An 18,519-nucleotide genomic window follows, 5' to 3' on the forward strand; every position below is an offset into this window, starting at 1 on the left:
CGGCGAACGTCGGTCGAGCCTCCACGCCGGTCCGTCGTTGGTATACCAACGGTGCTAGCATCGTCGGACGCGAAGAAGGGCAGGACCGTCATGGGCAGGACGCTCGCCGAGAAGGTGTGGGACGACCACGTCGTGGTCAAGGGTGAGGACGGCAACCCCGACCTCCTGTACATCGACCTGCACCTCGTGCACGAGGTGACGAGCCCGCAGGCGTTCGACGGCCTGCGGCAGGCAGGGCGGCCGGTGCGCCGGCTGGACCTGACCATCGCGACCGAGGACCACAACACCCCGACCCTGGCCATCGACCGGCCCATCGCCGACCCGACCAGCCGCACCCAGATCGAGACCCTGCGCCGCAACTGCGCTGAGTTCGGCGTGCGGCTGCACTCCCTGGGTGACAAGGAGCAGGGCATCGTGCACGTCGTCGGGCCGCAGCTCGGACTGACCATGCCGGGCATCACGGTCGTTTGCGGGGACTCGCACACCTCCACCCACGGGGCGTTCGGGGCGATGGCGTTCGGCATCGGCACGAGCGAGGTCGAGCACGTGCTCGCCACGCAGACGCTGCCGCTCAAGCCCTTCAAGACCATGGCCGTCACGGTCGAGGGCACCCTGCGCGACGGGGTGACCGCGAAGGACGTCATCCTGGCGGTCATCGCCCAGATCGGCACCGGCGGTGGGCAGGGCTACGTGCTCGAGTACCGCGGCTCGGCGATCCGTGCGCTCTCGATGGAGGGGCGCATGACGATCTGCAACATGTCGATCGAGGCCGGTGCCCGCGCCGGCATGGTCGCCCCCGACCAGACCACGTACGACTACGTGCAGGGCCGAGACCACGCGCCCACCGGTGCCGACTGGGACCAGGCCGTGGCGTACTGGGACACCCTGGCCACCGACGACGACGCGGTCTTCGACGCCGAGGTCTTCATCGACGCCGACACGCTCGAGCCCTTCGTCACCTGGGGCACCAACCCCGGTCAGGGTGTGTCGCTGTCGCAGACGGTGCCCTCGCCCGCCGACTACGCCGACCCCAACGACCGCGCCGCGGCCGAACGGGCGCTGGAGTACATGGACATCCAGGCCGGCACGCCGATGAAGGACATCGCCGTCGACGCGGTGTTCATGGGGTCGTGCACGAACTCGCGCATCGAGGACCTGCGGGCCTTCGCCTCGGTCATCAAGGGCCGCACCAAGGCCGAGGGGGTGCGCGTGATGGTGGTGCCCGGGTCCGCCCGTGTCCGGCTCGAAGCCGAGGCCGAGGGGCTCGACAAGGTGTTCACCGACTTCGGCGCCGAGTGGCGGTTCGCCGGCTGCTCGATGTGCCTCGGGATGAACCCCGACCAGCTCGCGCCGGGGGAGCGCTGCGCCTCGACCTCGAACCGCAACTTCGAGGGCCGCCAGGGCAAGGGCGGCCGCACCCACCTGGTGTCCCCGCTCGTGGCCGCCGCGACCGCCGTGCGCGGCACGCTGTCCAGCCCGTGGGACCTGACACACGACGAAGCCGTCCTCGAAGGAGCGCACTGATGGACAAGATCACCACGGTCACCGGGATCGCTGCGCCGCTCAAGCGCTCGAACGTCGACACCGACCAGATCATCCCCGCCGTGTACCTGAAGCGCGTGACGAAGACCGGGTTCGAGGACGCGCTGTTCTCCGGCTGGCGCCAGGACCCGGCGTTCGTGCTGAACCAGCCCGCGTACCAGGGTGCCCAGGTGCTCGTCGCCGGGCCGGACTTCGGCACCGGGTCGTCCCGTGAGCACGCCGTGTGGGCGCTCCGCGACTTCGGGTTCCGGGTGGTCGTGTCGCCGAAGTTCGCCGACATCTTCAAGGGCAACGCGGGCAAGCAGGGCCTGGTCACCGCGATGGTCACCGAACCGGACGTCGAACGGCTCTGGGCGGCGATCGAGGCGTCCCCGGGCATCCAGGCGACCGTGGACCTCGGCACCCAGCGCGTGTCGCTGGGCGATGTGGACGTGGCTTTCGAGATCGACGCTTACACTCGTTGGCGGTTGATGGAAGGGCTCGACGACATCGGGCTCACCCTCCGTGACGAGACCTCGATCACGGAGTTCGAATCCCGCCGGGCAACTTGGCGGCCGAAAACATTGCCGGTGAAGTAGTGAACTCTCTCGTACAGGACGCAGCAGCAGCAGGGGCACGCGTGGGACTCAAGTCAGACGAGATCGTCATCCGCGGTGGCAAGCCGCTGGTCGGACGCATCGAGGTCCGCGGCGCGAAGAACCTCGCGACGAAGGCGATGGTCGCATCGCTCCTGGGCGACACCCCGTCGATCCTCAAGGACGTGCCGGACATCTCCGACGTCAAGGTCGTCCGCGCGCTGCTCGAGGTGCACGGTGTGCGCATCACCGATCCTGCACGAGGCGAGCTCATCCTCGACCCGTCGAACGTCGAGTCGGCGCACTTCGCCGAGATCGACGCCCACGCCGGCTCGAGCCGCATCCCGATCCTGTTCTGCGGCCCGCTGCTGCACAAGCTCGGCGAGGCCTTCATCCCCGACCTGGGTGGCTGCCGCATCGGTGACCGCCCGATCGACTTCCACCTCGACGCCCTGCGCGCCATGGGTGCCGTCGTCGACAAGCAGATCAACGGCATCCACATCACGGCCCCGAACGGTCTCAAGGGCGCCAACATCGAGCTGCCCTACCCGAGCGTCGGTGCGACCGAGCAGGTCCTGCTGTCCTCGACCCTGGCCGAGGGCGTGACCGAGCTGCGCAACGCCGCGATCGAGCCCGAGATCATGGACCTCATCGCGATCCTGCAGAAGATGGGCGCGATCATCACGGTCGAGCCGAACCGCACGATCTTCATCGAGGGCGTCAAGACGCTCCGCGGCTACACGCACCGGGCGATCAACGACCGCAACGAAGCGGCGAGCTGGGCCTCCGCAGCACTCGCGACCAACGGCGACATCTTCGTCGAGGGCGCGAAGCAGCAGGAGCTCATGACCTTCCTCAACGTCTTCCGCAAGGTCGGCGGTGGGTTCGACATCCAAGAGGACGGCATCCGCTTCTACCGCGAGCTCGACGTCCTGAAGCCCGTCGTCATCGAGACCGACGTGCACCCCGGCTTCATGACCGACTGGCAGCAGCCGCTCGTCGTCGCCCTGACCCAGGCCGAGGGCCGCAGCGTCGTGCACGAGACCGTCTACGAGAACCGTTTCGGCTTCACCGATGCCCTGAACGAGATGGGTGCCGACATCGTCGTGCACAAGGAGGGACTGCCCGGGCACGACCGCCGCGTCGCGCGTCGTCCGTTCGAGCAGGCCGCCGTCGTCACCGGTCCGACCAAGCTGCACGGCGCGAACGTGCGCGTGCCCGACCTGCGTGGCGGGTTCAGCCACCTCATCGCGGCGCTGACCGCCGAGGGCGAGTCGCACATCACCAACGTCGGCATCATCAGCCGCGGGTACGAGCACTTCATCCCGAAGCTGCGGAAGCTCGGCGCGGACTTCGACTTCGCAGGCTGACGTGGCCACCGACCACGGCGCGACGCCGGACGATGCCGCGCGCCCGGTGCGTGGCGACCTCGACGTGGTGACCACCGGGCTGCCGAACCCCGGCCGCCGGTGGAAGCGCGGCGAACCCAACGTCGCCTTCCGCATCACGGCGGTCGCCGTCATCCCGCTGTTCCGGTGGGTGTCGGCGTACCGCTGGCACGGCCCGAACCGGTTGCCCGAGCACGGCGCGTTCGTGGTGGCACCGAACCACTACACGAACATCGACCCGCTGGTCGTCGGCACGGCCGTGTGGGTCAGTCGGCGCCTGCCGCGCTTCCTGGCCAAGGCCTCGATCTTCCGCGTGCCCGTGGTCGGCAAGCTGATGACCGGCATGGGGCAGATCCCCGTCGAACGCTCGGGACGCACCCGGCTCAACGACCCGCTGGGCGGTGGACGCAGCCTGGTCGAGCAGGGCGGCGCGGTGATCGTCTACCCCGAGGGCACCCTGACGCGCGACCCGGACCTGTGGCCGATGCGCGGCAAGACCGGAGCGGCCCGGATCGCGCTCGAGAACGACGTCCCGCTCATCCCGATGGCCCACTGGGGCACGCAGCGGATCATGCCGCGGTACTCCAAGAAGCTCAACCTGTTCCGTCGCGCCCACGTCGACGTCGTGTTCGGCACGCCGATGGACCTCTCCGCGTACCGGGGTCGTCCACTCGACGCCAAGCTGCTCAACGAGGTCACCGACAAGCTGATGGCCGAGATCACCGCGCTCGTCGAACAGCTGCGTGGCGAACGGGCGCCAGCGGTGCGCTGGGACCCGACCGCGAACAACCAGAAGGAGACCGGCAGGTTTGAGTGACGCAGCCGACCGGACCGGCGTGTCCGGCCTCCGACCGCACGACGACCACCCGGACCCGACCGCCGCTGCCCGCGGCGCCGTCGACACCGCGGCGATCCGCGTGGTCATGCAGTCCACGGACAAGCCCCGTGTCGCCGTCATCGGCGCCGGCAGCTGGGGGACCACGTTCGCGAAGGTCCTGGCCGAGGGCGGCGCCTCCACCGTCGTCTGGGCCCGCCGGCCCGAGGTAGCGCGCGAGATCACCGAGACCAAGCGCAACTCCGAGTACCTGCCGGGCATCAACCTGCCCCGGACCCTGACGGCGTCGACGTCGCTGGCCGCGGTGCTCGACGGCGCCGAACAGGTCTACGTCTCGGTGCCGTCGCAGACCCTGCGTTCGAACCTCGCCGCGATCCGCGAGCTTCTGCCCGCCGGTGTGCCCGTCGTCAGCCTGATGAAGGGCGTCGAGAAGGCCACGGGCCTGCGCATGAGCGAGGTGCTGCTCGAGGGCCTGGGGATCGACCAGGACCGCATCGCCGTCGCGAGCGGCCCGAACCTGGCACTCGAGATCGCCCGCCGCCAGCCCACCGCGGCCGTCGTGTCGTCGACGAGCGCGGACACCGCCAGCGCCGTGGCCGCCGTGGCGACGAACCCCTACTTCCGGTCGTTCATCAACACCGACGTCATCGGCACCGAGTTCGGCGGGGTCCTGAAGAACCTGATCGCCGTCGCGATCGGCATCGTCGACGGGGTCGGCTACGGCGAGAACACCAAGGCGTCGATCATCACCCGCGGACTGGCCGAGATGACCGAGTTCGCGGTGTCGCTCGGCGCGCAGCCGTCGACGCTGTCCGGGCTCGCGGGCCTGGGCGACCTCATCGCGACGTGCCAGTCGCCGCTGTCGCGGAACAACACCGCGGGTCGGCTGCTCGGGCAGGGGTACCGCTTCGACGAGGTCGTGCGGCAGATGAACCAGACCGCCGAGGGACTCGCATCGGTCGCACCGATCCTGGCACTCGCCGCGGCGAACGGCGTCGACATGCCCATCGTGGGGCAGGTGGCCGAGGTCCTCGCCGGTAGGCTCGATCCGCGCAACATCGCGCCGCACCTCACCGAGACCGACGAGCCCCAGGGCGAGTGACCGGTCCGACCACCCGGACTGGAGCGCCCATGAGCGAGAACGCCCCCGCCACCACCGTCGTCGTCGTGCTGTTCGGCGGCCGGTCGAGCGAGCACGAGATCAGCTGCGTCACCGCGGGCGGCATCATGGACGCCGTCGACCGTGGCGCGTACGACGTCGTGCCGGTCGGCATCACCAAGGACGGCGCGTTCACGCTGCAGCCCGACGACCCGGCGCAGTGGGCCCTGGTCGGCCAGCAGCTCCCCGTCGTGCCGGACAACGGCACGCGTGTGCGGTTCCCGTCCGCTGCCGAACCCCGCGCGCTGACCGTCGAACACCCCGACGGCTCCACGACCACGGTCCCCGTCGACATCGTCTTCCCGATCCTGCACGGACCGTTCGGCGAGGACGGCACCGTCCAGGGCATGCTCGAGACCGCCGGGCTGCCCTACGTCGGCGACGGGGTGCTCGCGAGCGCGCTGGCGATGGACAAGCACGTCGCCAAGGCCGTGCTCGAGCACGCCGGCCTGCGCGTCGCCCCGTGGACCACCGTGCTGCGCCGCGAGTGGATCGCCGACGAGCTCGGTGTCGCCGAGACGATCGCCGCGCACGGGTGGCCGCTATTCGTCAAGCCCGCCCGCGCCGGCTCGAGCATGGGCGTCTCGCGCGTCGACGGTCCGGACGAACTGGCCGCCGCGATGCACCTGGCGTTCGAGCACGACACCAAGGTGATCGTCGAGCCCCGCGTGGTCGGCCGCGAGGTCGAGGTCGCGGTGCTCGAGGGCCGCGACGGCGTGCCGCGCACCAGCCTGCCCGGCGAGATCGTCGTGGCCGAGGACGGCTTCTACGACTTCGCGGCCAAGTACCTGGGCGGCGACGAGCAGCTGCTGTGCCCGGCGCCTCTGACCGCGGCGGAGACCGACGTGATCCGCTCGATCGGTGCTCGCGCGTTCGAGGCGATCGGCGGCTCCGGGCTCGCCCGCGTCGACTGCTTCCTGACCGACGACGGCTTCGTCGTGAACGAGGTCAACACGATGCCGGGCTTCACCCCGTTCTCGATGTACCCGCGTTGCTGGGCCGCGTCCGGTGTCAGCTACCCGGAGCTCGTGACCGAGCTCATCGAGCTGGGACGCGCCGCCGTCCGCTGACCGCACCGCGCGCGCCTGTGGCTGGGTGCGTGTCGGCCTGGAGACTCGGTGTGGGTCCGGCCGCGCGCCTGTCGTCGCGCCTGTCGTCGCGCCTCTTGTTGCGCCTCTTGTCCGGTGGGTGGTCACGACACCCCGTGCGGTGTGCGCCGACCGGTCAGCATCCGTCGGTTCGCGCGTCGGCGAGCGACGGAACGTGACCACTCGGCGGAGCTGAGCGGGGTGTCGTGACCGGTCGGGAAGCCGGCTGGCCGGGCCCGTGGCTGGCCTGTGGCTGGTTCTGTGTCGGACTGGAGGCTCGGTGCGGGCCCGGCCGCAGGCCTCCTGTCGCCCTCTTGTCCGGTGGGTGGTCGCGACACCCCGTGCGGTGTGCGTCGACCGGTCAGCATCCGTCGGTTCGCGCGCTGGTGACCGACGGAACGTGACCACTCGGCGGAGCTGAGCGGGGTGTCGTGCCCGGTCGGAAAGCCGGCTGGCCGGGCGCGCCGGGCGCGCGGGGCGCGCGGCGGAAGCTGGTGCGTCAGCCGTTGACGTCGGACGGGTCGAGGCACCGGTGACCGTCCTTCGGCAGGGACGCGACGGCCGTGCCGATGTCCTGCAGGACCTGGTCGGTGGTCTTGGTCGAGTCGATGACGACCTGCACCGCCGGGTCACGACCGAACGTCGTGTAGACGATCCGCTTGCCCTCGTCGTCGCGGATCCAGTCCACCGTGCCCTTCGTGAAGCACGGCAGGTCGGAGACCGTCGGCACCGCGACCCCGCAGCGGTACAGCGCCGCCGACGGATCGCCCCACGCGGCGGTCGCCTGGGCGTTCGTGTTGCGCAGGGCGTACTTCGTGTCCACGGTGTCCGGCAGGCGGACCTGGGCGGTGGCGCACGCGGCGGCGTTCGCGGACGGGGCGGCGGTCATCGCGACGGCGTTCGTGCACCCGGTCAGCGCGGCGGCGACCAGGACGGTCACGCCCAGGGCGACGAGGGTGCGGCGTGCGGCGGACATCGGTGTCCAGGCTACCGTTCTCGTGTGGACGCGACGGACGAACGGACCGGACCGGTGGACGCCTGGACGGGGCCGACGGTGGGGGAGCTCGGGGAGTTGGTCGTGCTCGACCGCGTGACCGCGCGGCTGCCGTCCGGGGCGCCGATCGTGGGCCCCGGGGACGACTGCGCCGTGGTCGCGGCGCCCGACGGACGCTTCGTCGCCACGACCGACATGATGGTGCACGGGCCCGACTTCCGGTGGGCGTGGTCGACGCCCGAGGACGTCGGCTGGAAGGCGGCCGCGACGAACCTGTCCGACGTCGCGGCGATGGGGGCGGTGCCGACCGGACTCGTCGTCGCGATCGCCGCACCGCAGGACACCCCCGTGGCCGTGCTCGAGGGCATCGCGGACGGGTTCCGTCTGGCGGTCGACGCACTCGCTCCCGGGTGCGGTGTCGTCGGCGGTGACCTGTCGACGTCGTCGGCGTTCACCCTGGCGGTGACCGCGTTCGGCGACCTGCAGGGCCGGGCGCCGGTGCTCCGCTCGGGTGCTCGCGTCGGGGACGTGCTGGCGGTCGCGGGTGAACTCGGCGAGGCGGCGCGTGGGCTCGGGCGGTTGTTCCGCTCCGGGGTCGACGCCTCCGGGGTGCCGTCCGCCGAGGCGGTGCGGGTGAACGACCTGGATGCTGACCCGACCGTGGCACGGCAGCGTCGCCCGGTGCCGCCGATCGACGGCGGGGCGGGTGCCGCACGGGCCGGCGCGACGGCGATGCTCGACCTGTCCGACGGACTCGCCATCGACGGCGGCCGTCTGGCGCGTGCGAGTGACGTCACCCTGGCGCTCGACGCCGACGCGGTGCAGGACGACGTCGCGCTGCACGGCGGCGAGGACCACGGACTGCTCGCGACGTTCCCCGCGGACGTCGCCCTGCCGAGCGGCTTCCGGCGGCTGGGCGTGGTGGTGCAGCGTGGCACCGCCGACGTCCTGCTCGGGGACCGACCCGTGCCGACGACGGGGTGGGACCCCTACGCCGACTGGGACGGCGCTGCGGGCTGAGGGCACGCTCGGCCGGCACGTGCGCTCGGCCGACTTGCTTGCTCAGGCCTCGGACGCCACGGCTTCCCACGCCACGGTCTCGCCGTAGCTGCGCTTGCTGAACGGCGCCAGGCCCGCGGGCCAGGTCGGCTCCGGGGACCGTTTGCTGCGCTCCACGACGACCACTGCGTCCGGCGTCAGCTTCGGCGCGAGGGTCGCGAGCACCTCGGTGAGCTCGGTCTCGGGGACGTCGTACGGCGGGTCGATGAACACCAGGTCGAAGGTGCGCACTGTGCCGCGCAGGTAGCCGAGCACCGGCTGCGGGTACACGTCGATCCGCACGCCCGTGACGCGCTGTTGCACGGCGCGCGCGTTCTCACGACAGACGGCCGCCGCTGCCGGAGCGCGGTCGACCAGCACGACCTCGACCGCGCCGCGCGACGCCGCTTCGAGCCCGAGCGCCCCGGTCCCCGCGTACAGGTCCGCCACCGAGGCGTCGTCCACCAGCCCGCGGGCGTCGAGCGACGAGAACAGTGCCTCGCGCACGCGGTCGCTGGTCGGGCGGGTGCCCGACTTCGGCACCCGGAGCGTCAGGGAGCCGGCGGCGCCGGCGATGATGCGGGTCATGCTGCAACCGTAGCGGCCGCAGGCGGTCCCACCGGAGTTGCCCACAGGGCCGCCGGACAGCGTTCTCCACAGGCCGGCCGGGAGGCTCGGGGCACGTCGGCCGTGACGGGTACCGTTGCCGTGTGGTCACCTCCAGAGCCGCCGCACCGGCGGACGCGCCCTCCGACACCCCCGACGGGGTCGCTGGCGCCGCGGTGCCCGCTCGGACCGAGTGGGGCCCAGCTCCGCTCGACACCCGGCTGGCCACGGTGCTGGGCGGTCGGACCGCGAAGGCCGTCGAGAAGGCCTTCGGTCACCGCACGGTGGGGGAGTTCCTCGAGCACGCGCCCCGGCGGTACGCCGAGCGCGGGGCACTCACCGCGCTCGACTCCCTGGCGATCGGCGAGTCGGTGACCATCGTGGCCGAGGTGGTCGACGTCCGCGAACGCACGATGCGGCAGCGGCGCGGGTCGATCCTCGAAGCCAAGATCGGCGACGGCAAGGGCCTGCTGACGCTGACGTTCTTCAACCAGGGCTGGCGCACGAAGGACCTGGTGGTGGGTGCCCGCGGCATCTTCGCCGGCAAGGTCGGCGACTACCGCGGCGCCCGGCAGCTGGCACACCCCGACTACGAGCTCTTCGACGACGACGACCCCCGGGCCACGGCCGACCCCGAGTCGGACGAGGCGATCCGGTTCTCGCAGCAGCCGATCCCGATCTACCCGGCGACGGCCTCGCTGTCCTCGTGGCAGATCGCCAAGGCCATGGCCGTCGTGCTCGACACCCTGCCGGACATCGCCGACCCGATCCCGTCCTCGGTGCGCACACGGCTGGGCCTGGTGCCGTTCCGTCGCGCGCTCGAGCTGCTGCACCGCCCCGAGAAGGTCGCCGACTTCAAGCGCGCACAGGACGCACTGCGGTACCGCGAGGCGTTCGTGCTGCAGACCGCACTGGTCCAGCGGCGGATCGCGGCCCGTGCCACCGCCTCGACGTCGCGCACCGCGTCACCCGGCGGCATCCTCGAACGGTTCGACGCCACCCTGCCCTTCACCCTGACCGACGACCAGCAGAGCGTCGGGGCCGAGATCGCGCACGACCTGGCCGGGTCGTGGCCGATGCACCGGCTGGTGCAGGGCGAGGTCGGCTCGGGCAAGACCCTGGTGGCGATCCGGGCGATGCTCACCGTGGCCGAGTCCGGCGGGCAGTCCGCGCTCATCGCGCCGACCGAGGTCCTCGCCGCGCAGCACCTGCGGTCGATCGTGAAGTTCCTGGGCCCCGACCTGGCGGCCGAGCTCCGTCCCGTCATCCTGACCGGCTCGCAGTCCACCGACGAACGACGGCGCGCGTTGCTGGCCGCTGCCTCCGGCGGCTCGCGGTTGGTCGTCGGCACGCACGCGCTGCTGGGCGACCGGGTCGACTTCGCCGAACTCGGGCTGGTGGTCGTCGACGAGCAGCACCGGTTCGGGGTCGAACAGCGCGAGGCCCTGCGCACGAAGGGGCAGACCCCGCCGCACGTGCTGGTGCTCACGGCGACGCCGATCCCGCGCACGGTGGCCATGACCGTGTTCGGCGACCTCGACGTCTCCACCATCGCGGGCATGCCGTCCGGACGCGCCGGTGTCGAGACCCACGCGGTCGGCCTCGCCGAGCACCCCGGGTGGGAGTCCCGCATCTGGACGCGGATGGCCGAGGAACTCGGCACGGGACGGCAGGCCTTCGTGGTCTGTCCCGCGATCGACGAAGCGCACGCCGAGGACGACGGCCCTGCGCTGGTCCGCGAGCAGGGGGCTCCCGACGGCGACGACGAGGCACCGAAACGCGCGCCGGCGACCGTGCTGGCCACCGCGGAACGCATGCGCACGATGCCCGTGCTGCAGGGGCGCCGGATCGAGGTCCTGCACGGCCGGATGTCCGGCGACGAGAAGGACCGCGTGATGACGGCGTTCGCGTCCGGCGACGTCGACGTCCTGGTCGCGACGACCGTGATCGAGGTCGGCGTGGACGTGCCGAACGCGTCGATGATGGCGATCCTCGACGCCGACCGCTTCGGGGTCTCGCAGCTGCACCAGCTGCGCGGCCGCATCGGCCGTGGCCAGTGGCCGGGCGTGTGCCTGCTCGTGACCACCGCCGAGGCCGACACCACCTCGCGCGAGCGTGTCGACGCGGTGGCCGCCTCGGACGACGGCTTCGAACTCGCCCGGGTCGACCTCGAGCTCCGGCGTGAGGGCGACGTGCTGGGCGAGCGGCAGTCCGGTGGGCGGTCCTCGCTCAACCTGCTGCGCGTCGTCCGCGACGCCGACCTCATCATGGACGCACGCGAGGAAGCCGAGCGGCTACTGGAACGCGACCCGGGCCTCCAGGACCAGCCGGAGCTCCGCGCCGCGCTGGCCCGGCGCCTCGACGAGTCGGACGCCGCGTTCCTCGGCAAGAACTAGCAGAGCCCGGTTCGGTATCGTCGCTGCCATGACGCAGATCGCGGTGGTCCCCGGATCCTTCGACCCCGTGACCCTTGGGCACCTCGACGTGATCGGGCGCGCGGCCGGGCTGTTCGACGAGGTCCACGTGCTCGTGGTGCACAACCCCGACAAGAAGACCGCGATGTTCGACGCCGTCGACCGCGTCCGGCTCATCGAGGAGTCCCTGGCCGAGGTCGGTGCACCGGAGAACATCCGGGTCGGGGAGTGGACGGCTGGGCTGCTCGTCGACTACTGCCGCCAGGTCGGGGCCTCGGTCCTGGTGAAGGGCGTGCGCTCCGGCGAGGACGTCGCCTACGAGACCCCGATGGCGATCATGAACCGGCACCTGGCGAACGTCGAGACGGTGTTCCTGCTGCCCGACGCCGCACGGGCCCACGTGTCGAGTTCGCTCATCCGCCAGGTCGCCAGCCTGGGCGGCGACGTCACGCCGTACGTGCCCGCGGTGGTCGGCGAGGCGCTCCGTCGGCGCCTGGGCTGACGACGCGCGCGCCACGCCGCTCCTCGACGTCTGCTCTGGTCCGCGCTAGGATGGTCGATCGTGTCTTCCCCCGTGACCAGCCCCTACGCCCTGCGCGTGCGTGACCTCGCGCACCGCCCGGGCGAGATGCGCGAGCACACGCTCGACATCACCGTCCCCGAAGCCCTCGGTGCCGGTGTCGTCGCGGTCCAGGAAGGCGCGGAGATGCACATCGAGCTCCGGCTCGAGGGGCTCCACGAAGGGGTGCTCGTCTCCGGGCACGCCTCGGCCGAGGCCACCGGGCAGTGCTCGCGCTGCCTGATCGACATCGCCGAGCCCGTCGAGGTCGATTTCGCCGAGCTGTTCGCGTATGATCCCTCGGAGGATTTCGACTTCCATGTTCACGAAGACCACGTGGATTGTGAACCGGTCGTTCGAGACGCGGTGGTGCTGTCGCTGCCGTTCCAGCCGGTCTGCCGACCGGACTGCCCAGGACTCGACCCGGTGACGGGTGAGCGACTGGCAGATCTGGGTGATCGCCCGGCGTCCGCGCCGACCGATCTCCGCTGGGCCGCGCTCGACGGACTCACGTTCGACGAGACCGACCGCACCTCCACCGACTGACCACCGACCAACCGAAAGAGAACCACCATGGCCGTTCCCAAGCGCAAGCAATCCCGTGCCAACACGCACGCCCGTCGTTCGCAGTGGAAGGCCGCGCCGGTCCAGCTCGTGAAGACGATCGAGAACGGTCAGGTCACCTACAGCCTCCCGCACCGCGCGAAGGTCGTCGAGGACTCGGCCGGCACCCCCCTGTACATGGAGTACAAGGGCCGCAAGGTCGCCGACGTCTGAGTGACGACACGCATGAAGGCGACGTCCGGTTCCGCGGGGTCCAACCCCGTGGGGTCGGACGTCGTTCGTCTGCAGGCCCTGCTGGGCGTGCAGGTCGACCCTGAGCTGCTGCAGCTCGCCCTGACCCACCGCTCGTTCGCGTACGAGCACGGCGGGATCGGGCACAACGAACGCCTCGAGTTCCTCGGGGACTCCATCCTCGGTCAGGCCGTCACGGTGAAGCTCTACCGCGACTTCCCGCACCTCGACGAGGGCGACCTGGCCAAGCGCCGGGCGAGCCTGGTGTCGACGGTCGCGCTGGCCGAGATCGCCCGACTGATCGGCCTGGGCGCCTACGTCCGCCTGGGCAAGGGCGAAGAGCTCACCGGCGGCCGCGACAAGTCCTCGATCCTGGCCGACACCGTCGAAGCCGTCATCGGTGCGACCTACCTGTCCGCCGGTCCCGACGACGCCACCGCGCTCGTCCTGCGGCTCGTGCAGCCGCTGCTCATCGACCCGGACCGCTTCGGTGCCGCGATGGACCCGAAGACCAGCCTGCAGGAACTGGCTTCGTCGCTCTCCCTCGGCAACCCCGTCTACCGCGTGACCGAAGAGGGCCCTGACCACGACAAGGTCTTCCACGCGACCGTCGTGCTGCAGGGCGAGGACATCGCGACCGGCTCGGGCACCAGCAAGAAGACCGCCGAGATGGCCGCCGCGCTCGACTCGTGGACGCGCCTGTCCGGCCGCACGATCGACACCCCGGCCGTCCTGCCCGCCGAGGCCTAGGGCGTGCCGGAACTCCCCGAGGTCGAGGTCGTCCGCGCCGGCCTCGAACCCGCCGTCAGCGGCGCCCGCATCACGGCGGTCCAGGTCGTCGACGAGCGAGCCCTGACCCGGCACGACGGCCCCGGCGAGGACTTCGCGCACCGGTTGACCGGGCGCACGATCCAGGCTGCGGTCCGCCGCGGCAAGTTCCTGTGGATGCCGCTCGACGACGCTGCCGACGGACCCGAGGCCCTGGTCGCGCACCTCGGCATGAGCGGTCAGATCCTGCTCGGCCGCGATCGACCGGCCGCCAGGCATCGTCGGATCCTGCTGCAGGTCCAGCCGGCGGGCACCACCCGCGACGGCTTCCCGGAGTCGCCGGTCGAGCTGGAGTTCGTCGACCAGCGGACGTTCGGGTCGATGGCGATCGACCGCATGGTGCCGACCGTCGACGGCGCTCCGGCCGGATCGGCGGGGGTCGTCGACCTGCAGCAGCCCGACGCCGCGTGGCGACGACGCATCCCCGGCCAGGTGTCGCACATCGCCCGCGACCCGCTGGACGCCGCCTTCGATGACGCCCGGTTCGTCCAGATGGCCCGCAAGCGCTCGAGCGGCATCAAGCGCGTGCTGCTCGACCAGGGCGTCATCAGCGGCATCGGCAACATCTACGCGGACGAGTCCCTGTGGGCGGCGAAGCTCCACCACGACCGCCCCGCCGACCGCCTGCCCCGGGCGACCGTGCAGCTGTTGCTCGACGAGGTGCGGAGCGTGCTGCGACGGGCCCTCGAGGACGGCGGCACGAGCTTCGACGCGCAGTACGTCAACGTGAACGGGCAGTCCGGGTACTTCTCGCAGCGCCTGAACGTCTACGGGCAGCAGGGCAAGCCGTGCCCCCGGTGCGGCACCACGATCGTCCGCGAGGCCTTCATGAACCGCTCCAGCCACCGTTGCCCCGTGTGCCAACCCAGCCCGCGCCTCCGCACGCGCTAGCCTGACGCCCAGCACCGCCCGAACAGCGAGCCACGAGCCACCCGGAGCACCACCGGACCACCGGAGACCGCATGTACTTGAAGAGCCTGACCATCAAGGGGTTCAAGTCCTTCGCGCAGCCGACGACGTTCGCATTCGAGCCCGGTGTCACGTGCATCGTCGGCCCGAACGGCTCGGGCAAGTCCAACGTCGTCGACGCCCTGGCCTGGGTGATGGGGGAGCAGGGCGCGAAGACCCTGCGCGGCGGCAAGATGGAGGACGTCATCTTCGCTGGCACCTCGACCCGCGGTCCGCTCGGTCGGGCGCAGGTGATGCTGACGATCGACAACACCGACGGGCTGCTGCCGATCGACTACAGCGAGGTGACGATCGCGCGCACCCTGTTCCGCAACGGGGGCAGCGAGTACGCCATCAACGGTGAGAACTGCCGTCTGCTCGACGTGCAGGAACTGCTGAGCGACACCGGTCTCGGTCGCGAGATGCACGTGATCGTCGGGCAGGGGCAGCTCGACAAGGTCCTGCACGCGACCCCGGAGGACCGCCGCGGATTCATCGAAGAGGCCGCGGGGATCCTGAAGCACCGCCGGCGCAAGGAGAAGACGCTCCGCAAGCTCGAGGCGATGCAGACCAACCTGACCCGGTTGTCCGACCTGGCGGGGGAGATCCGTCGCCAGCTGAAGCCGCTGGGGCGGCAGGCCGAGGTGGCGCGCAAGGCCCAGTCGGTCGCCGCGGTCGCCCGTGACGCCAAGGCCCGCATCCTGGCCGACGACGTGGTCCGCCTGCGCCGCGAACTCCACGAGCACCAGGAGGTCGAGGCCGGCCGGAAGTCCGAGCGCATCGTCCTGACCGAGCGGCTCGACCAGACCCGGGCGCGCCAGCAGCACGTCGAGCAGAGCATGGTCGGCGACGACGTCGACCGGGCCCGCACCGTGGTGCACCGGCTCGAGAGCGTCCAGGAACGCCTGCGCGGCCTGTCCAGCCTGGCGAACCAGCGGCTGATGTTCCTGGCGCAGCAGGCCGACGCCCCGCAGCAGGGCCCGACCGTCACCGCCGAACAGGTCGCGGGTGTGCGGGCCGAGGCCGAGCGCCTCGACGCCAGGGCCACGGCGATGGCCGGGGACCAGACTGCCGCCGCCCAGGCGGTGCAGCGCGCCCGGGCCGAGCTCGACGCGCTCGACGAGCAGATCGCAGCGCAGGCAGCGCAGGTGTCCCAGCACGACCTCGACGCGCAACGACTTGCCAGCGCGGTGGAGGTCGCCCGGTCGCGGCGCGGATCCGCCGTCGCCGACCGCGAGCGTCGGGAACGCGCGCTGGCCGAGGCGACCGACCGTGCCCGTGCCGCACAGGCCGCGCTGGCCGAGGTCGGACGGGACCCGTCCGTCGACGCCGACCCCGAAGCACTCCAGCGCGCGCTCGAGGCCGCCCGCGCGCGGCTCGAACAGGCGCAGACCGCACGGGACGCCGCGCGCGACCGACTGCACACCCTCGAGCGTGAACGCGACGCCCTCGACGCCCGGGTCGCCGCGCTCGGCATGTCGATCGACGTGCGCGACGGTTCGCAGGCGCTCATCGATGCCGGGCGTGCCGGGATCACCGGTCGCCTGGCCGACCAGCTCACGGTGACGCCCGGGTGGGAGAGCGCGATCGCCACGGCCCTGGACGGCCTGGCCGACGCGGTCCTGGCGGACGACCGAGCTGTCGCGCTCGACGCCGTCGCCCACGCCCGCGCCGCCGACATCGGGCGCATCGACGTGGTGGTCGCGGATGCCGGAGCGTCGAGGACGGACACGCCCGTCCCCGAAGGCGTCCGTCGCGCGCTCGACCTGGTGTCCGGGCCGCCGGCGTTGTCCGCGGTGTTGGCCGACACCCTCATCGCCGAGACGGACGACGTCGACCTCGACGCGGTGCTCGCCGCGGCGCCGCAGGCGACGGTCGTGACCCGCTCCGGTGACCTGGTGCGGGCCGTCCGCGTGACCGGCGGTGGTGAACGGACCACGTCCCGCATCGAGCTGGTGGCCGAGCGCGACGATGCGGTGGCCCGGCGCGACGCGATCCGCAGCGATGCCGAGGACGCGGCCACGAGCCTCCAGGCTGCGCGCACCGCGACGGACGAGGCGCGACGCCAGGCGGACGACGCCGACCGTGCCAGCCGCGCGTCCGCGGCGGCGGCAGCGGAGTACGACCGTCGCAGCGCGAGCGTGCGGGCGGGGGCGGAGAACGCCGCGGCCGAGGTGGAGCGGCTCCGTGCGGCCCTGGCCGAGACGGACGGTGCCGTCGAGGCTGCCGACGCGCAGCTGGCCACCGCTGAACAGGCGCGTGACGCACACGCTGCCGGACCACGTCCGACGGTCGACGCCTCGGCGCGGCCGGCGCTGCTCGACGCGCTCGAGCAGGCGCGCGCCGCCGAGATCGAGCAGCGCATCCAGGTCGAGACCGTGCGCGAGCGGGCACGGTCTGAGCGGACCCGCGCCGACCAGCTGGACCGGCAGCTCGAGGCCGAGCGTGCTGCGGCCGAGGAGGCCGCGCGGCTCGCGGTGATCCGGCGGGCGCAGATCGCGACGGCCGACAGCGTGCTGGCCGACCTGCCGGCGGTGCTGGGCGCCGTCGACCGGTCGCTCGCCGACGCCCGGGTGCAGCTCGCCACCGCCGAGTCCGAGCGGTCCCGGCGCAACACCGAGCTGCAGACCATCCGCAACGAGGAACGGGAGCTGCGGGACCGGCTGCAGTCGATCACCGACGGTGTGCTCTCGCTCGAGATGGAGATCTACGAGAAGAAGCTGCACGTGTCCGGCGTGCTCGACCGTGCGCAGAGCGAGCTCGGGCTGGTCGAGGCCGTGCTGGTGGCGGAGTACGGACCCCACGTGCCGGTGCCCGTCGACGTGCTCATCGACCCGAGGGTCCTGGCACGGCGGCACCGGGATGCCGAGCGGGCCGCGGCGGCGATGCAGTCCGGCGCCGAGGCGGCGGCCGATGCGGTGGCTGACGACCTCGACGCAGATGGCGTCGACGAGGATCTGCCGGAACTCGCCGTCGAGTCCACCCTGCCCGGCGGCCCGGCGCTGCCCGAGTTCGACGCGACGGACGACGTCGACCCCGCCGACGTGGCGACCGTGCCGTACGACCGACAGGAGCAGGAACGACGCCTCAAGGCCGCCGAGCGCGACCTCGGGCAGCTCGGCAAGGTGAACCCCCTGGCGCTCGAGGAGTTCCAGGCGCTCGAGCAGCGGCACGCGTTCCTGACGGAGCAGCTGGAGGACCTGCAGAAGACCCGCACCGACCTGATGACCATCATCGACGAGCTCGACCAGAAGATGCAGACGATCTTCGAGTCCGCGTTCAACGACACCCGGGACGCCTTCGACGAGGTGTTCCCGATCCTGTTCCCGGGCGGCTCGGGGTCGATCACGCTGACGGACCCGACGAACCTGCTGGCGACGGGCATCGACGTGCAGGTCAGGCCCGCCGGCAAGAAGATCGACCGGTTGACGCTGCTGTCCGGCGGTGAGCGCTCGCTGGCGGCGGTGGCGTTGCTGGTGGCGATCTTCACCGCGCGGCCGTCGCCGTTCTACATCATGGACGAGGTCGAGGCAGCGCTCGACGACGCCAATCTCGGTCGTCTGCTGACGGTGTTCGAGCGGCTCCGCGAGACCTCACAGCTCATCGTCATCACGCACCAGAAGCGCACGATGGAGATCGCGGATGCGCTGTACGGGGTGTCGATGCGCCAGGACGGCGTCTCCGCGGTCGTCGGGCAGCGCGTGCAGCGCCGCGAGCCCGAGCCCGCCGACGCGGCCTGACGGCGGCGGC

The 18,519-nt window shown here is 71.8% G+C and carries 16 protein-coding genes; 14 read left to right on the forward strand and 2 right to left on the reverse strand.

The annotated features are described in order from the left end of the window. Positions 1–90 precede the first annotated feature (90 nt). The 6 genes from leuC (at position 91) to MT346_RS05940 (ending at position 6,569) form a co-directional block, all read left to right on the forward strand. A complete protein-coding gene (leuC, locus tag MT346_RS05915; protein ID WP_243561900.1) occupies positions 91–1,524 on the forward strand; it encodes a 3-isopropylmalate dehydratase large subunit in 1,434 nt (477 codons plus the stop codon). Beyond that, positions 1,524–2,120 carry a 3-isopropylmalate dehydratase small subunit gene (gene leuD, locus MT346_RS05920; protein WP_243561901.1) on the forward strand — a complete coding sequence of 199 codons (597 nt, stop codon included), beginning with the start codon at positions 1,524–1,526 and terminating at the stop codon, positions 2,118–2,120. Before leuC ends, leuD begins: the two co-directional genes overlap by 1 nt. Then, entirely contained in the window at positions 2,120–3,487 is a 1,368-nt protein-coding gene (gene murA, locus MT346_RS05925) for a UDP-N-acetylglucosamine 1-carboxyvinyltransferase (RefSeq protein ID WP_243561902.1), read from the forward strand. Before leuD ends, murA begins: the two co-directional genes overlap by 1 nt. A gap of 1 nt (position 3,488) precedes the next feature. Further along, positions 3,489–4,322, forward strand: coding sequence for a 1-acyl-sn-glycerol-3-phosphate acyltransferase (locus MT346_RS05930; protein ID WP_243561903.1), 834 nt, complete (start codon positions 3,489–3,491; stop codon positions 4,320–4,322). A gap of 106 nt (positions 4,323–4,428) precedes the next feature. Beyond that, positions 4,429–5,442, forward strand: a complete 1,014-nt coding sequence (locus MT346_RS05935; protein WP_243562122.1) for an NAD(P)H-dependent glycerol-3-phosphate dehydrogenase — start codon at positions 4,429–4,431, stop codon at positions 5,440–5,442. A 29-nt stretch (positions 5,443–5,471) separates the two neighbouring features. Beyond that, positions 5,472–6,569, forward strand: coding sequence for a D-alanine--D-alanine ligase family protein (locus MT346_RS05940; RefSeq protein WP_243561904.1), 1,098 nt, complete (start codon positions 5,472–5,474; stop codon positions 6,567–6,569). Positions 6,570–7,086: 517 nt separating this feature from the next. Here MT346_RS05940 and MT346_RS05945 read toward each other — a convergent pair. Next, on the reverse strand, positions 7,087–7,563 hold the full coding sequence (locus MT346_RS05945) for a DUF3515 family protein (protein ID WP_243561905.1): 477 nt from the start codon (positions 7,561–7,563) through the stop codon (positions 7,087–7,089). 24 nt (positions 7,564–7,587) lie between these two features. On the opposite strand from MT346_RS05945, the gene thiL reads away from it, so the two are divergent. Further along, positions 7,588–8,601, forward strand: coding sequence for a thiamine-phosphate kinase (thiL, locus tag MT346_RS05950; RefSeq protein WP_243561906.1), 1,014 nt, complete (start codon positions 7,588–7,590; stop codon positions 8,599–8,601). 42 nt (positions 8,602–8,643) lie between these two features. Here thiL and MT346_RS05955 read toward each other — a convergent pair whose 3' ends face one another. Next, a complete protein-coding gene (locus MT346_RS05955; RefSeq protein ID WP_243561907.1) occupies positions 8,644–9,207 on the reverse strand; it encodes an RsmD family RNA methyltransferase in 564 nt (187 codons plus the stop codon). A gap of 194 nt (positions 9,208–9,401) precedes the next feature. Between MT346_RS05955 and MT346_RS05960 the strand changes: the two genes are divergently transcribed. The 7 genes from MT346_RS05960 to MT346_RS05990 all read left to right on the forward strand — a co-directional run bounded on the left by MT346_RS05960 (position 9,402) and on the right by MT346_RS05990 (position 18,509). Beyond that, a complete protein-coding gene (locus MT346_RS05960; RefSeq protein ID WP_243562123.1) occupies positions 9,402–11,621 on the forward strand; it encodes an ATP-dependent DNA helicase RecG in 2,220 nt (739 codons plus the stop codon). 28 nt (positions 11,622–11,649) lie between these two features. Further along, on the forward strand, positions 11,650–12,141 hold the full coding sequence (gene coaD, locus MT346_RS05965) for a pantetheine-phosphate adenylyltransferase (protein ID WP_243561908.1): 492 nt from the start codon (positions 11,650–11,652) through the stop codon (positions 12,139–12,141). A gap of 60 nt (positions 12,142–12,201) precedes the next feature. Then, on the forward strand, positions 12,202–12,744 hold the full coding sequence (locus MT346_RS05970) for a DUF177 domain-containing protein (RefSeq protein ID WP_308221877.1): 543 nt from the start codon (positions 12,202–12,204) through the stop codon (positions 12,742–12,744). 27 nt (positions 12,745–12,771) lie between these two features. Beyond that, on the forward strand, positions 12,772–12,975 hold the full coding sequence (gene rpmF / locus MT346_RS05975; protein WP_056126067.1) for a 50S ribosomal protein L32: 204 nt from the start codon (positions 12,772–12,774) through the stop codon (positions 12,973–12,975). Between the two features lie 12 nt (positions 12,976–12,987). Beyond that, the gene (gene rnc / locus MT346_RS05980) at positions 12,988–13,743 is read left to right on the forward strand and encodes a ribonuclease III (protein ID WP_243561909.1); all 756 of its coding nucleotides are present in this window, start codon (positions 12,988–12,990) and stop codon (positions 13,741–13,743) included. Between the two features lie 3 nt (positions 13,744–13,746). Then, positions 13,747–14,712: a bifunctional DNA-formamidopyrimidine glycosylase/DNA-(apurinic or apyrimidinic site) lyase gene (gene mutM / locus MT346_RS05985; RefSeq protein WP_243561910.1), complete on the forward strand. Its 966-nt coding sequence runs from the start codon at positions 13,747–13,749 to the stop codon at positions 14,710–14,712. Between the two features lie 71 nt (positions 14,713–14,783). Continuing rightward, the gene (locus MT346_RS05990; RefSeq protein WP_243561911.1) at positions 14,784–18,509 is read left to right on the forward strand and encodes an AAA family ATPase; all 3,726 of its coding nucleotides are present in this window, start codon (positions 14,784–14,786) and stop codon (positions 18,507–18,509) included. Positions 18,510–18,519: the final 10 nt, after the last annotated feature.

The sequence above is a fragment of the Curtobacterium sp. VKM Ac-2922 genome, assembly GCF_022815645.1.
Taxonomy (GTDB): domain Bacteria; phylum Actinomycetota; class Actinomycetes; order Actinomycetales; family Microbacteriaceae; genus Curtobacterium.